General features: G+C 30.1%; 9 protein-coding genes. 4 read left to right on the top strand and 5 right to left on the bottom strand.

Annotated features, from left to right (window positions below; genetic code table 11):
- Position 1: 1 nt before the first annotated feature.
- The gene (locus F7018_RS12210; RefSeq protein WP_150900346.1) at positions 2-2,749 is read right to left on the bottom strand and encodes a TonB-dependent receptor; all 2,748 of its coding nucleotides are present in this window, start codon (positions 2,747-2,749) and stop codon (positions 2-4) included.
- Between the two features lie 192 nt (positions 2,750-2,941).
- Between F7018_RS12210 and F7018_RS12205 the strand changes: the two genes are divergently transcribed.
- On the top strand, positions 2,942-3,298 hold the full coding sequence (locus F7018_RS12205; RefSeq protein WP_150900345.1) for a TfoX/Sxy family protein: 357 nt from the start codon (positions 2,942-2,944) through the stop codon (positions 3,296-3,298).
- A gap of 32 nt (positions 3,299-3,330) precedes the next feature.
- On the opposite strand, the gene F7018_RS12200 is transcribed toward F7018_RS12205, so the two are convergent.
- Positions 3,331-3,774 (bottom strand): hypothetical protein, encoded by a 444-nt coding sequence (locus F7018_RS12200; RefSeq protein WP_150900344.1) that lies wholly within the window; start codon positions 3,772-3,774, stop codon positions 3,331-3,333.
- 165 nt (positions 3,775-3,939) lie between these two features.
- Here F7018_RS12200 and F7018_RS12195 point away from each other — a divergent pair, with 165 nt between their 5' ends.
- The 3 genes from F7018_RS12195 to F7018_RS12185 are packed head-to-tail and all read left to right on the top strand — an operon-like array spanning position 3,940 to position 7,068.
- Positions 3,940-5,250, top strand: a complete 1,311-nt coding sequence (locus F7018_RS12195; RefSeq protein ID WP_150900343.1) for a hypothetical protein — start codon at positions 3,940-3,942, stop codon at positions 5,248-5,250.
- 52 nt (positions 5,251-5,302) lie between these two features.
- Positions 5,303-6,340 (top strand): sensor histidine kinase, encoded by a 1,038-nt coding sequence (locus tag F7018_RS12190; protein WP_150900342.1) that lies wholly within the window; start codon positions 5,303-5,305, stop codon positions 6,338-6,340.
- On the top strand, positions 6,337-7,068 hold the full coding sequence (locus F7018_RS12185) for a LytR/AlgR family response regulator transcription factor (protein WP_150900341.1): 732 nt from the start codon (positions 6,337-6,339) through the stop codon (positions 7,066-7,068). The genes F7018_RS12190 and F7018_RS12185 overlap by 4 nt, the downstream gene beginning before the upstream one ends.
- Positions 7,069-7,074: 6 nt before the next feature.
- On the opposite strand, the gene F7018_RS12180 is transcribed toward F7018_RS12185, so the two are convergent.
- The 3 genes from F7018_RS12180 to F7018_RS12170 form a co-directional block, all read right to left on the bottom strand.
- On the bottom strand, positions 7,075-13,440 hold the full coding sequence (locus F7018_RS12180; RefSeq protein WP_150900340.1) for an alpha-2-macroglobulin family protein: 6,366 nt from the start codon (positions 13,438-13,440) through the stop codon (positions 7,075-7,077).
- Positions 13,441-13,623: 183 nt separating this feature from the next.
- Positions 13,624-15,678, bottom strand: a complete 2,055-nt coding sequence (locus F7018_RS12175) for an OmpA family protein (RefSeq protein WP_150900339.1) — start codon at positions 15,676-15,678, stop codon at positions 13,624-13,626.
- A gap of 9 nt (positions 15,679-15,687) precedes the next feature.
- Complete coding sequence (locus F7018_RS12170; protein ID WP_150900338.1) at positions 15,688-16,641, bottom strand: PorP/SprF family type IX secretion system membrane protein; 954 nt, start codon at positions 16,639-16,641, stop codon at positions 15,688-15,690.
- Between the last annotated feature and the right edge of the window lie 4 nt (positions 16,642-16,645).

The raw sequence follows: 16,645 nt of genomic DNA, 5'->3' as shown, positions 1-16,645 counted from the left end.
GTTAGAAGTTATATTTTAATCCAATATTCCAGTTGTAGTTATAGAATTCGGCTTGTCTAGTTTGGTTTTTAGTTCCTTGGTAGAAACGTAATTCTTGGTTGGTTAAGTTTTTAGCTTCAGCAAAAACACGAAGCTTTTTAGTAATGTTATAGGCAGCGTTTACATCTAAAAATAATTGCTGATCATAAAATACATCAGTAAAGGTGTCTTTTCCATATTCAGAAATATAATCATCTGCAAAGTTTAACGATGTTCTTACCGATAGTTTTGAAGTTTCATAAGCTAGTGAAGCGTTGAACATATTTTTTACAGCACCTGCTAATGGCAAACCATCGTTTCTGTCAGCAATTCCATCTGTTTTTGAATCTGTAAAAGTATAGTTTCCATAAACTGTTAAGTTTCTTAAAAAGCTAGGTAAGAAGTTTAATTTTCTTTGTAATGCTATTTCAAAACCATAGATTTCAGCTGTACCTCCGTTAAAAGGTCTTGTTACATCATAAACATCTGTAGTTCCATTTATGGTTATCGATTCTTTTGAAATTGAATTATAAATAAATTTATCAATGTCTTTATAAAAAACTCCCGCTGATATAATTCCTACGTTACTAAAATAATGTTCAAACATTAAATCTAGGTTCATAGATTCGGTTGGATTCAAATCTGGATTCCCATATTCTGCTTCTATATCGTCACTATTAATATTTCTATAAGGAACTAAATCGAAATAATTAGGTCTAGCAATTGTATTGGTCCAAGCAGCTCTTAGTATTGTATTCTTATTTACTTTGTACTTAGCATGAAAATTTGGTAGCCAGTTGGTATAGTTTTTACTTCCCGATGTTCTAGTTGCGTCGTCTATTGTTTGAGCAGTTTCAACATCAATAGCAAAACCATTATAATCAATCGTTGTTTTTTCAGCTCTAAGTCCAGCGATAATTGAGAATTTTTGACCTAATTTTTGTTGTAGCATTCCATAGAAAGCATATATGTTTTCGTTGGCATCGTAATTTTCAGGAACAAACTCATCCAATACAGCTTCACCATTTGCCAAAATAAGACTTCCTAAAAATTCTTTTGAAGTAAATAATCCCGATTTATAATTGTTTCCTGCTAAGAAACCATTTACAGTATAATCGGCAGTAATTGTAGCATTCATAGTTGGAATCTGACTTTCTAAATCATATTCAAAGAAATTATTATCTCTTAATTTTTCTTTGTATTTGTGCTTGAATCCAAATTTTAAAGAATTCTTATAAGTTCCTGTAGCGTTAATTGGTATTAAGATGTTGAAGTTAGAACTAATTTTACGCTCTTGAGTAAAACGTCTTTCTTGAGTTACTTCATCATATACAAATTTAGAAGGATCGTTAAAGTCGTTGTTTGTTGGAATTAAACTAGGAAACTTTGCTCTTGAAAAGTCTTGAGTTACTTCAATATCATCGTTTTCAAAACGAATATAACGCTCGTTTGGACGTTCTTCTTTCGCTTTTGAAATTCCCGTTTTCCAATCCAATTTAATGTTTCCAAAGATGAGATGTTCACCTCCCAAAGATAATTTATATACGCTTTGTTTTTCTAAACGTGTATTATCGTTGGTGTTGTTGTTAATTCCTCCTTTGGTTTGTCTACGGACTTCAGCTTTTGAAATTCCAGCAGCGTTAGGCTGGTCAATTTTTCTAAAACGTAATCGGTAACGATTTTCAAAGTCGTTTCTTTGGTTGTACATTGATTTAAAGAAAAAAGTATTGTTGCTGCTAGCATTCCAATCTAAGTTTACAGCAACACTCATTCTATTTCTTTTTACATCGTATCGTCTAATATCGTGTTCACCAATGTAGGTTTTATTGTTTTCTTGTTCCCATTCAAACTCTACGTTGTCTGATCCATAATCGTTAGAGTTGTATGAGGTATTGATTACGTATCCTAGTTTTTTATTGAAAATTCGATCAGCAACTAAAGCTGAGAAATTATAATTAGGCGAATTTCTTACAGGGTTACGCCCGTATGATCCTGTAAGAAAAGCTCTAAAAGTACTAGGAGCAGAACGTGTTATTAAGTTTACAGAACCTCCAATTGCGTCTCCTTCCATATCTGGAGTTACTGCTTTGTTAACTTCAATAGTTTGAATCATATCAGAAGGAATTAAATCCATTTGAACTCTTCGGTTGTCTCCTTCTGCTGAAGGAATTCGATCTCCGTTTAAAGTCACTGAATTTAATTGAGGAGCTAAACCACGAATAATAATATCTCTTGCTTCTCCTTGATCGTTTTGCATTGAAATTCCTGGAACACGTTTTAAAGCATCTCCAATATTAGCATCGGGAAATTTTCCAACCTGATCTGCAGAAATAATGTTGGTAATATTCGCTTTATTTTTTTGTTGATTTAAAGCTTTTGCCTGTCCTTTTCCAATGCTTCCTTTAATAATTACTTCTTCTAGTTTGTTCATTTTAGGAGCTAGCGAAAAGTTCTTAATTAAAACACCATTTTGTATAGAAACAGTTTCTTCAATTGTTTGGTATCCTATAAATGAAATTGAGATTAGATGATTTCCTTCTGGAATGTTTAAAAGTTCATAGTATCCATTAAAGTTACTTGAAATACCAATTTTTAAAGATGGTATTACAATAGTGGCACCAGGTAAAGGAAGGTTACTTTCGTCTAAAATTCTTCCTTTTAAACTAGATTTGTCCTGTGCGTACCCCCATAAACTCAAAAGACAAATACTAACTAGTAGTAGTTTTTTCATTTTGTATATAATTGATGTTGAATTAGTTCATGCAAAACTATTTATCAAAAAGAGCAATTGGATTTTGAAATTGTTAGTAAACTATTACGAACTTTTAATGAAAAGATTAATAGATTGTTAATTTGTTGAATATTTTCTAATGTTTAGTTTAATTTTAAATTACGTAAAAATTACTTTTTAAAAACATTCACTATGGCATATAACGAGTTTTTAACCGATAGGATATCGCAGTTTTTTCATGAGAAACACGTTTCTTTTTATGAGAAGAAAATGTTTGGATCGCTTTGTTTTATGGTTAATGATAAGATGTGTGTTATTGTAAACAAAAACGAATTAATGGCTCGAATACATCCTGATATTTATGAGGAAGCACTAACAAAAGATGGTTGTGAAGATATGAGCTTTAGTGGAAAAAGAAAACCTGTAAAAGGCTATGTAATATTAACTGAAGAAGCTTTTGATTTAGATGAAGATTTACATTACTGGTTACAATTAGCTTTAGATTATAATCCATTAGCAAAAGCTAGCAAAAAGAAAACCTCCAAATAATGGAGGTTTGTATTTTATATTAAGATTGGTTGTTAGAATCGGTAACGAACACCTAAACCAAAATCAGATTGAAATCCGTCGTAAAAACCACTAAACCCAATTTCAGGTCTGTAATCTAAAGAGATTGCTAATGGAATATCGAAGTTGTATTCTATACCAACTACACCAGCAGCAAAAATAGCAGTACTACTATTTGCAGAAGCTATTCCTCCTCCAGCACCAGCAAACCATTGGAAGTTTTGCTCTAATGCCCATACCCATTGGTATAATCCAGTAGCCTTAAAAGCATCTCCTTTTCTAAGACCTAAATCAATTTCTAATCTGTTGCTATCGCTTAATTTTCTTTGATAAGAGATTTCTCCTCCAAAACCATTATTATCTCCAAAACGTACCCCAATAGCATTTTCAGAAATGTCTTGTGCTTGCATTGTAAATGCAGCTAAAAATAACCCGATAGTTAAAAGTGTTTTTTTCATTTTTTTCTGATTTAATGTTATGCGAATATACTAATTAACGGTTTACTGAAGATAATAGTATTGTCATAATTCCGTTAAACTAGTTTATTTTACCGTTGGTCATAATTCTGTTTCTAACCTTTTAGAATCAAGTTAGTTTTGAGCAAAAATTCAAAATATACTATTATGATCAAAACGTTAAAAATATTAATAATTGCAGTACTTTTTTCAAGTTGTACATCTATTAAAGAGCATCCAAATACAATTATAAGTACAGATGTAACTAATTTTTGGGAGGCTTATGATAAAATTAAAAAAACAAAAGATTCTACTCAGCAAATTAATTATTTAAAGGAACTGTTTTTAAATAAAGGTACAGCCGGACTAAAAGCTATTATGGAAGCGAGAAAATATACGGCCGATTCTTATATGAAAGCAATATACAAGTATCCTAAATTTTGGGAAACAGTTCGACCTAATACTTTGAAAATAAACAGATATAAAGAAGCGATACATAAAGGAATTGAGCGGTTTAAGAGTTTATATCCAGAAGCAAGACCTGCTACAATATATTTTACTATTGGAGCACTTAAAACAGGAGGAACTACTATGGATGATAAAGTACTTATCGGTTCTGAGGTTGCCTTGGGTGATTTATCTGTAAACACTTCTGAATTAAAAAAAGACTTTCCTAATTTGCTAAATCACTTTAAATTAAATGTTCCTGATGAAAGTATTGTGTTTGGTAACGTACATGAATATGTACATACACAACAGGATACTACTATAGCCAATTCGTTATTATCTAAAACATTAATTGAAGGAGTAGGGGAGTTTGTTGCTGAAAAGTCATTAGACATCGCATCGCCAAACGAAAGTATTATTTATGGTAAAAAACACGATAAAAAGATAAAGGATGTCTTTGTAAAGGAAATGTTTACCAAATTTGAAATCAGATGGTTTTGGTCCAATACTAACAATCAGTTTAAAGTAGGAGATTTAGGTTATTATGTGGGGTATGCCATTTGTAAAAGTTATTATGAGAAAGCTAAAGATAAGAAGCTAGCGATAAAAGAAATGATTGAGTTGGATTATTTAGATGAAGATGAGGTTTATAAATTTATAGATGCATCTAAGTATTTTGAAAAACCAATAGCTGTATATAAAAAAGAGTTTGAGCGTCACAGACCTCGTGTTATTGGCATTAGCGAATTTGAAAATAATTCAGCAAAAGTTGATACCACTATTAAAACAATAACACTTGAGTTTTCTAAAGCAATGGATACTACCATGGTAAATTTACGAATAGGACCTTTGGGTGAAAAGAATTTATTAGCGATAACTGATATTGTAGGATGGTCTAAAGACAAAAAGAAGATTACTTATAAAATTGCTCTGCAACCTAATTTAAGACAACAATTATTAATAACAGATATTTTTCGCTCTAAAGATGGTTATTTATTGGCTCCTTATTTAGTTGATATTACCACAAAATAAATACATTTACTTTTTTGAATAACTTCTAACAATAGCTATAAGAAATTTAAAGATGAATTATTTTTTCTCAAAAAAAGCAATACCTAATTACAGTGTGTGGGCAATTACATTAATGTCTTCATATGTGATGAAAATTAGTGATTTAGGAAAAAGTAGGGAGCTAATCTATTATCTGGTTTCAGAATGTATGCTTTGGTTTTTCTTAGGTGTACTATTAACAGGAGTTATTCAAATTGGTTTAGAAACATTTACTAAAAATAAAAAAGTTACTGTTAAAGCCTTGTATTTAGTTTTGTTAATGCTAATTGCTTCTGTTATTTTTAATTATGTTTTTTGGCCTTTGATAGATTTGTTACATGAATATTTTCTGAATAAATCAAGTTACCACGGTAAGTTTGCAACTCGTATTTTTAATTGGCTTAATTGGATCATATGGTTTGTGTCTTTTACCGCATTTAATCTGTATACTGAGGTAAAAGAAGCTAAGATGAAAAACCTAGTTTTGCAAGCAACTTTAAAAGAATCGCAGTTAAATACTTTAAAAGGACAAATTAATCCTCATTTTATGTTTAATAGTTTAAATAATATTAGGGGGTTAATGTTAGAAGATGTAGGAAAAGCAAGACAAATGTTAACATCATTATCAGAAACGTTACGCTACGCACTTACTCAAAATTCAATTACAACCATTGCATTGGAAGACGAATTGGAAATGGTAGAAAAGTATATTGATATTTCTAAAATTCAATTTGAAAATAGATTGCATTATGAGACTGTAATAGATAATTCATCTCTTAGTGTACAAATACCTCCAATGCTCGTTCAAATGCTAATAGAAAATGCTATTAAACATGGGATTTCTAAATTAAAAGAAGGAGGAAGAGTTTTATTATCAACTAAGGTAGATTCTGAGAAACTATTCATCAGTGTTATAAATTCAGGAGTTTTAAAAAAAGACAATAAAACTACTCAGGTAGGGGTAGAGAATATAAAAAAACGATTAGAGTTATTGTATGAGTCTAAGGCTGTTTTTAGTTTAGAGGAAAGAGAAAAAGAAGTTGTTGCTATTATAGAAATACCATTATTATGAAACAATTAAAAGCGGTTATAGTAGAAGATTCTCGTTTGGCTAGAAATGAGTTGAAAGAGTTATTAAAAGAGCATAAGGAAATAGTATTGGAAGGAGAAGCTGAAAATGTAGATGAAGGCTTTGAATTGATTACAAAAAAGAATCCTGATTTATTGTTTTTGGATATTAATATGCCAGAGAAAGACGGTTTTGAGCTTTTGGAAATGTTAGATGAAGTTCCTATAACTATTTTTACAACAGCTTTTGATGAATATGCTATCAAATCATTTGAATACAATGCCTTTGATTATTTATTAAAACCAATTAATCCGAAGCGTTTTGCTAAAACTATAGAGAAAGTTGTAGAAGAGCATAGTAAAGATGATAGTAAAGAAGAAAAAACAGCAAATAAGTTAAGTCCAGAAAAACAAATTTTTATAAAAGAGGGAGAGCGTTGTTGGTTGGTGAAAATAAAACATATAACTCTATTTGAAATTGTAGGAAACTATACTAGAGTGTTTTTTGAAGACAATAAGCCACTCATATATAAGTCGCTTGCGCAAATAGAAGAAAAGTTACCAGAGGCATTGTTTTTTAGAGCTAACAGACAGCAAATAATAAACATTAACCATGTAAAAAAAGTAGTGGCATGGTTTAATGGGAAATTAAAAATAGAAATGCAATCTGGAGAAGAAATAGAAATCTCCAGAAGGCAATCCTATATATTTAAAGAGCGTTTAAGCTTTTAAATAATTTTATTTAACTGTTATACGTGTTCCTTTACTGTGGCTACTAAATTCAGGAGCATACATACTTTGAATTGTAGTAATTCCATTGCTAAAGTTACCAGCATTATTTACTCTTACATCGTATTCGAAAACATATACTCCTTTGGGTAAGTAATCGAAAAAGAAGTTTGTAGCAGCGTCTTTAGTACTTTGGTAATATCCTAAACCGTCTTGCCACTTGTATTCTGATAATACATTTACTGGTTCAACACCACTAGCACGCATATCTTTCATATGGATAAATTCGATATTTCTATCAGAACGTAATATAATTCTTGTGGTAATTAAATCACCAACTTTTAATGAAGTTTTGTCGGTTATTTCAATAAGTTTTTTACCAGTATCTGAGTTTACTTTTTTAAATAATTTCTTTTCTAATTGTAAAGGTGTTTTTGCTGAAGTAATTTTATCTAAATCTTCAAAATACTGCCAATATAAACCTCCCCAAGCAATACCTTTTCCTTTTTTAGAAATGGTTACTTCACTCATTTTTTTAGTGATTTCAGAAGTATTCCAAGAAGTTTTAAAATAACCTGTTTCTGCTTCTACTTTTACTGCTGGCATTTTACTTGGTTCAATTTTAAGGTCGCCTAAAGTAACATCAACAGCATCGGTTACTGATATCCAATCGCTACCTTGTAATAGTAATGCATACACTGCTTCTGAAGTTGCTTTGGTAGTTTTCCATTGGCTTACTTGCTTGTTTTTCAATAACCATATTTTTAAATTATCAATTGTTTTGGTGTCGTTTTCTATTTCAGAAAAAGCTTCAATCAGTAAAGATTGTGTTTCAATAGGTGCTTGATACCAAAACCAACTTGGTTTGTTAGCCTTCCAGTACATTCCTAATTCATTAGAAGTAATACTATTTTCTTTTAATGATTTTAGAATTTTGTTTGCAATTGTTTTAGTTCCTGTTCTATGTTGAATTAATGCAACCAATCCCTTACCGTACAAGTTTTGTTGATCCCAATATTTAGCTGTTTGCTTTGTGTAATAATCAATAGCTTTTTTTGTTTCGTTACCAATTGTAATATCATTATAAAAACTACGCATGTATAAATACTGTAAAACAAAATAGTTTACATGGTTCTTAGCTAAGTATTCTATATACTTTTTCTCTCCATTTCTCTCTTTTACACGTTGTGCTTCTTTTAATAATTCTTGATATTGATTTTCTATTTCAAGGTCTAAAAACTGTACTGTTTTATTAATTATAGCAGTAGTTTTTGAATCAAATTGGCTAATACCAAGATGCTTTAAATGTCCAAAACCACTTGCAATATAATTGGTGATATAACGACTAGGGTAGTATCCTCCTTTAAACCAAGGAAAACCACCATTGCTCATTTGCATGTTTTGAAGTTTATTAACTGCTTTATGTTGTTCGTTTTTCATTTTGTTTAAATCAAACAACAATGCAATTCTTTTCTTCTGCTCAGTTTCTGATTGCGCATCTCGTAACCATGGTGTTTCTTGAATAATTAAGGATTTTAATTCTTGATTTTTTTCAAGATTAGAAAGCAATGCTTCACTTGTTTTCCATTGATTAAATACTTCTTGAATTCTAGGATTAGAATTTGCAATATGACTTGCTAGAGTATTGGCATAATAACGTGCAAATGTTTGTTCTGAACATTCGTATGGATATTCCATTAAATACGGTAATGCTTGTACCGCATACCATGCTGGATTTGAAGTAACCTCTAAAGTTAGTTTATGGTTTTTTAACGTTGTTGAGGTATGATTTTTAAGTTTATTTAATGTAAATGTTTTTGTCTGATTTGAGCGAACCCACATTGGTAAGGTTTCTGTTACTAACATTCTGTTAGATAATACTGGCAAAGCATTTTGCTCACCGTCAGAAAAATCACCTGCTTTTGCTATTACTTTGTATTGAACTGCTTGTACTGTAGTTGGAATAGTTAAATTCCAAGATACATTAGTGTTTCCATCCTTATCTACAGTAAATGATTGATTTTTTGTAGAGTTATCTAACAAGTTAATTTCTTTTCCTGTAATGACATCGCTTAGTATAAGCTGTGCTAAACCTTGTAAGTTTTTATCTGATAAGTTGGAAATTTTTGCACTTAAGGTAATTTTATCACCTTCTCTTAAAAAACGTGGCGCATTTGGAACTACCATCAACTCTTTTTGTGTAACCGTTGTTAAGGTTTTTGTAGCTGAGTGTAAGTTTTTGGTATGTGCTAATAACTGTAGCTTCCATTTTGTTAAAGCTTCAGGAACTGTAAAATTAAATGAAACATTTCCTTTTGCATCAGTTGTTAAATGCGGATAGAAGAAAGCTGTTTCTTGTAAGTTTTTACGGATCTGTATTCCTTTTGAAAAGTCTTCTTTTTCAGTATTTATATCTTGATATTTCTTAGAGGAATTTTTAGGTGTCCATTCTTTATCCATTACTGCTACACCAGCTGCTTCTCCTTCTAGAGCAGACATTGCAGGAGCTGAGACTTTTGCTCTCATTCTAGTATTGTTGTTATCGCTTCTAGAAATTCCGTAAGCTACGACTACTACTTCATCTAAAACATTGTCATTATCCATACCGATGAAAAGATGTTTGAAATCACTAACTGTTTTTTCTACAGTTACCATCCCAATAAAGCTAAATACTAAAACATCTCCTTTGTTTACTTTTATATTAAAGTTCCCATCAAAATCTGTTTCAGTTCCGTAATTGGTTCCTTTAATAATAACAGTAACGCCAGGTAATGGACCGCTTTCGTCTTCTACAACTCCTGTAAGAGTTCCATCAAAATTAGTACGTTGAATAGATAGATTACTCAAGTATTGCCTGTTAGCCCAACTTCTATTGGTGAAACTAAATCCAAACCAATTTAAACGGTCATAACTTTGTTGTGGGAAACTATAGTTGGTTTTTCTATCTGAATAATTATGTATGTTAAATCGAGTGTTTCCAAAACTTTGATTGGCCGTAGCTGTGTTATACGCATGATAAATTGGTTTTTCAATTGGATTGAATTGCCATTGGTGTGCGTTAAACTGATCTAAGGAAGCATCGTACATACTTGCCAATAATTCAGCAGCTAACTTATCTTTTTGTGTTCCTTTTATGGTAAATTTCCAAGTTTCGTTGGCACCTGGTTGTAGTTTATCTCTAAACGTATTTGTGATAATTTCTAAATCTGTACTTGGATATGGAACAGATATGCTTATTGCTTCTTGTTCAAATGCATTATAATTGGTAAAATAATAAGTAATACCAAATCCGCCAATATCCTCTTTAGTTATAGGGATTTTTATAGTTTTACTATTCTTATCCAGTTTTATGTAATAAGAACTAGTAATTTGATGTTTCTTTTCTACAAAAAGCATTACTGTAATATCTTCCGAATTAGAACTAATAGTTAGTATAGCAGTATCACCAGCTTTGTAGTTTTCTTTGTCTGTTGTTACCTGTACTAATTTGTTGTCAGAAGGAAGCTTATCTTTTAAAGAATATACCGAAAAGAAATGCTTGTCGGTTACTTTTTGATCAAATTTATCTTTGGTATTTAACTCAACTACATAGTTTCCAGAAGTCCATTTTTTAATGTTTTTTAACTGGATTTCTTTTTCTTTTACTGTATTGAACTTTGTTTCAAAAACCAATTTACCTTTTTTCCATTGGTACACATTATCTTCGTTTTGATATGCCTCATGAGGAAACTTATTGATAAATTCTTTTTTTGGTATTATTTGATAATCTGGTGCTTTCCATGGACGTTTTCTTAACGGATAATTCGGTGCTTGTAGTTTGTATATTTTAATTGTTCCATTAGCCGCTACAAATTCGTCGTTTAGATTTTTTGTATCAATTTTAAATGAATTATTCTTAATCGATTTATCTATTGAATTCTCCATGTCAATAGTAGCAATTAAGCTATGATAACCAACCTTTACTGAAGTAGTAGAGCTTCTTGTTTCTCCGTTGATATCTGTTACATCCGCGGTAACTTCATAGGTAAAAATTGGAAGATTATCTTTAGAAACACTTTCATCTGCTAAAGCTTTGAACTTGATTGTAAAGTTACCTGAACCATCTGTAGTACTTTCTCCGAAAGTTATTTCTTGTGGTTCTGAAACAAAACTTGGTTTGTACCAATACCACCATCTAGGATATTGTACTTTTCTATGTACTCTGTACATAACTTTTGCATCGGTTATACTGGCACCTGAATATGCTTTTGCAAATCCTTTTACCGTAACACTATCGTTTATTTTGTACGATTGCGTAATTGGATTAAAGTCTGTTTCAAATTTTGGGCGCTTATATTCTTCTACAGCTATTCTTGTTGAATTTTCTCTACCTTCAACTTCTACTTCAATAGTAAAGCTTCCTGTAAGTCCTGTATTTGGTATTGTTAAAGTACTTGAAAAAGAACCAAAATTATTGGTTTTCAATTCTAAAGTTTTTATGATTTGATAATTAACATCATAAAAATTAACGATAGCATTTTTATTAGTAACAACTTCCGATTTGTTTTTAAAAACCTTCATCGATATCCCTTTAAAATGAACGATTTGCCCAGGACGGTATATGCTTCTATCGGTAAATAAAAAGGTTTGAATGTGTGATTTATAATCGTCGTTATTTTTGAAACGTTTGTTTAAATAAAACGGTTTAAAAATAGCTGTATCATTTTGGTGACTTACGGTAGCTATTACATTATAGTAATATCTACTTGGATTGTAAGTAAATTCTCCATTATGATCAGTAGTGAAATATTTGTCTATTTTTTTCTCATAACGGTTAGGATTGTTAGTGAATTTGACTTTAGCATTTTTTATTGGTTTTCCTGTATTCCTATCAACTACTTGATAGGTTTTTCTTCCATCATTATTTCTAGCTATTAGTGCTAAATTTGTTACTTGAATATCAGTTGTACCTATAATTGCTTCTTCTAAGTTTTTAGAAGTTGAAGCAACTATTAAATAGTTTCCTAATCCTAGTTTAGGAATTATTACCTCACTTGTATGTTGTTGGTAATCGTTTTCATTTTTTAATTTTGAAGACCAAGAATTTACTTTTTTTAAGGTGTTGATTAATTCAATTTTTTCTTTTTTCTGATAACTCTTTTCTAATTTTTCTAATTCTGATTTACTTATTTCGTAAGCACTGAAATAAATTTGATTTAAATTTTTATAGTTTACTAATGTTTTAGAAAATTGGTTTGAAGGAATATTTTTTTCAGTAGTTAATTGAATTGTTTTTTCTAGTATTTTATTCTTTAAAGTACGGCATTTTAATGCTCCTTTACTTTTAGGAAATTGTTTTATAATATCATTACATATAGCAAGCGCTTCTTTATTTTTAAATCGATATTCGGTGTTTTTTTCTGGTTTGTACAAATTACCTAGTTCATTATAAGATTTTGCTAATTCGTAAGCGTATAAACCAGAAAGCTCATTGCCTTTTAAGTTATTTTGCGATGCGATTAAAGTTGCTATAAGTATTTGCTGTTTGTTACTAAAAACGGCATGTTGGTTAACAAAGGCTAAACGATGTAAATCAACGTCAACTAAAGCTCTTTTGTTATTTTTTTTATGAAAGTTGATTAAATCTTGATAGATTTTTAAAGCATTAAATTGAAGTGATAATGAATCTTTACTTTCTAATTTTAGTGAACTGAAAGTACCAACATCGCTAAGATATTTTTTATTATTTAATTTAAATTGATACGCTGGCTTGGTAATATTTGTTTCTGTTGTTTTATAAAATTCTAATGCATTGTGTGCTAAAAAATCATAAAGCGTTGGTCTATATCTCTTAGAGCCTTTTACAATATTTAAAATATCAGAAAATGTATAAATATCAATTTGTTGTAATTGATTTTTATTTTCTAATGATTTTTGGAACGTTAAATGTATTTCTTTGAACAAAGTATTTAAATCCCATGTTCTAAAATCATTAGGGTCAACTTTTTCTTTTGTTTGAGTTCTATTGTAAAACTTCCACCTATTTTGATTGAAATATTGCCAGTAGAGATTGGCTAAGATATTTTCTAAAAAATTGCTAGTTGGAAATTCACTTTGATCAATGTGTTTTTTGAATTGATTGATCACTTTTAGTTGCGAATTTTCCTCTAATGTTAAAGAAAACTTACTCTTGTACAATAAGGTTTTAACTAGTTGAGGAGTATTCTTTTCTTTTTCTGCCTTTGCATAGATTTTCTCTACAACTTTTAAAGCTGATTTAGGTAAGTTTTCTAATTCAAACTTATGAACTTCTTCCCACATGTTTTTGTAGTTTTTTTGAGCGTTTACAATGGTTGAAAATAAGATCACTAATATAATTGAGGTTAGTTTTTTCATAACTATATTCATTTAATTATTCAAAGCACTTAAATGTTTATGAACAATGCAATAAGCAATGTGTTAACACCGATTTTAAGTGAGTGAACATAACTATTCAAAGAGTTTCGACTTAAAGATACTTAAAGTATTTCTATTGGTATAAACAAAAAGCAAGCCATTTAGCTTGCTTTTTATATTTATCTATAATATTTGTTTAATTACAAATTCACATCGTCTGTTAAGTTCGTGTTGTTCTTCTGAGCAATCTTCTTCTGTTTTACATTTTACAATTGGTTTTGTTTCTCCATAACCAACAGCGGTAATTCTATCAGGTTCAATATCATTTTTCATAAAATACATTCTTACTGCTGTAGCTCTTTTTTGCGATAACTCTAAGTTGTATTTGTTATTACCTCTAATGTCTGAATGTGTTCCTACTTCCATAACCATATCAGGATATTTTTTCATAAGCTTGATAACCTTGTCTATTGCTTTTTTAGTATCACGTCTTAAATACCAAAGATTATAATCAAAGTTAATATCATCTGTTCTCACAACTAATTGTCCATTTTTAGGAACAATATCTTTTTCTTTAGCTATAATTTCTTTTATCTTTTTTTGTTTTTCTATTTCTAGCTGTAAGTTTTGCTTTCTTTTTAATTCTTTTTCTTTAGCATTTTGTAAAGCAATAGCTTCTCTTTTTTCTTTTTCTAGTTGTAAAATAGATTTCAAGCTCATTGAGGCATCGTTGTTCTTTTTTCGTTCCTTGTTTAAGCTTAGTGTTCTTTGTTCAGTTTTATAGCCTTCTTTAATTGCCTTTACAATGTATGTTGTTTCACAGGCAACAGTAAAAAAGAATTTACCTTCATTATCGGTATTAATTTCAGTGACTTTATTGGTTGTCTTATTACTTAGGATAATTGTAGTATTAGGTAAAATTTCTTCAGTATCAATATCAGTAATTATTCCTGAAATGTATTGTTTACAATCTTCAATAACTAAAGGTTTTTCTTCTACAATTTTATAAATGTCATCACTTCCTTTTCCTTCAAGTCTGTTTGACGCAAAGAAACCTTCTTTTGTATCTGAATTGATGTTAAAAGAAAAGTCGTCATATCCTGAATTTATAGGAAGCCCAACATTATCTGGTTTAGAGTATTTATTATTGGTTATTGCACTAACAAAAACATCTAATGAACCGAAACCTGGATGTCCGTTTGAAGAGAAGTATAATTTACCATCTTTACTAACAAAAGGAAATTGTTCTTTCTTTTCTGTGTTTATTGTAGCACCTAAATTTTTAGGAACTCCATAAGTATTATTGTTGTGTATTGTTACCGAATAGATGTCGAACGAACCAAATCCATTTGGCATGTCAGAGGCAAAATAAAGTGTTTTTTCATCATTACTTAATGCTGGATGCTCTGTAGAATACTCATTGCTATTAAAAGGTAAAGGAGTTATGTTTTTCCATTTTCCTTTAATGAGTTCTGCTTTGTAAATTTGGACGTGAGTAACTTTTTTATTGTCCTTTTTTCGTTTTCCTTTTACTAAGTTATTTCGGGTGAAATATGCTGTTTTTCCATCTTTGGTAAAGATGATATTTGATTCGTGAACTTTTGTGTTAATTGAAGAAGAGAAACTTTTAATATTTTCTTCATTAATTTGATTAACAGAAACCTCATAAATGTCTAAATAATTGTTTCCGGTCCAACCAAAACGTTTGTGATAACCTTCTTCTTTTTTAGGTGCTGCAAAAATTATTGAATTTCCTTTTTGAATAGCACCAAACTCTGAGTTTTCTGTATTGATATTTAGGTTTTCAATTTTATAACGATTACCTATTGCAGCTATATTTTCTAAGTATACTATTGATTTTTCTAAATCGGATAATTGCTCATCTTTATAATGAGAACGGAGTAAATTATTTGCCTTATTATACTCTCCTTGTGCTTTAAGGGCATTTGCATACCTGAAAAAATAAGGTTCTTTTATAATTTTACGATACTTTCTAAAAAGTAATTTATAATACTTTGAAGCCTTGTTCATATTATTTAGAAAATAATAAGCATCTGCTAAGTTTCTTATAGCTTCATAACTTTTGTTTTCTGAAATAACTTTTTCATATAAAGGAATGGCTTGGCTATAAAAAGTTCTATTAAAGTATTTATGAGCTCTTTTTAAATCTCTATTAATTTGAGCATTACTCAAACTAACGATGAATATGGTAATTAGTATGGTTATTATTTTTTTCATATCGATTTTTTAAAAGAATCTAGGAGATTTATCGTAACCGTTTTTTAGCCCTAATGTATCAAGGTCATAAAGGACAAATACTTCATGGGTTCCTGAATTGAAGTTGCTTAGGTTGGTAGTTGTATAATCGTAGGCATATCCGATTTTTAAACTACTACTAGCTCTTATATTAAACATAGCACTTAAAGAATCGTCAAACCGATATGATAAACCACCTTCTAACCTGTTGTTAAAAAGAACATTAATAGAAGCATCAACAACAAGAGGCGAACCTTTTACTGCCTTTACCAATGTTGAAGGTTTTAATTTAACTACGTCGCTTAATCTAAATACGTATCCTGCATTTAAGAATAAGTGGATTTCTTCTCCTCCGATACTTCTTAAACCGTTCTTTTCTGTAATGTGCTTCGAGTTTAAAAGGTTAGGAACTGAAAGTCCTACATAATATTTGTCGGTAAAGTAAAATGCTCCAACTCCAAAATTAGGAGATGTTTTATTTTGATTATCAAAAGCAGTATCGTTAGTTAATATCCCATTAAGAGGATCGTCATCAGGGAACTTAAAATCAGCAAAATTTGTTCTAAAATTAGTAAGTCCAGCTTTTAATCCTAAGGAAAGTTTATGTCCTTCACTTAGTGATAAAATATAAGCAAAATCGGCATAAACATTATTCTCTCTTAATACTCCATCACCAATATTATCTGTTATTAAAGATACTCCTACTTCAAATTTTTCTGTAATAGGAGTGTGTACAAAAAAAGTATATGTTTTAGGTGCTCCAACAGCATTTGTCCATTGAGTTCTGTGCATAAAACCAAAGTTAATTACTCCCAGTTCATTAGTTGTATAGGCTGGATTTATAACACTTTGGTTGTACATGTAATTGGTGTACTGTGGGTCTTGTTGAGAAAAAACGTTACTCAACGTACTGATAAATACAATTATTAAAAAGATCTTTTTCATATTC

Origin of the sequence: Tenacibaculum aiptasiae, assembly GCF_008806755.1 — a bacterium.
GTDB lineage: Bacteria > Bacteroidota > Bacteroidia > Flavobacteriales > Flavobacteriaceae > Polaribacter > Polaribacter aiptasiae.
Note: the sequence above shows the minus strand (reverse complement) of the source record. Positions and strands in the feature narration are given on the sequence as shown.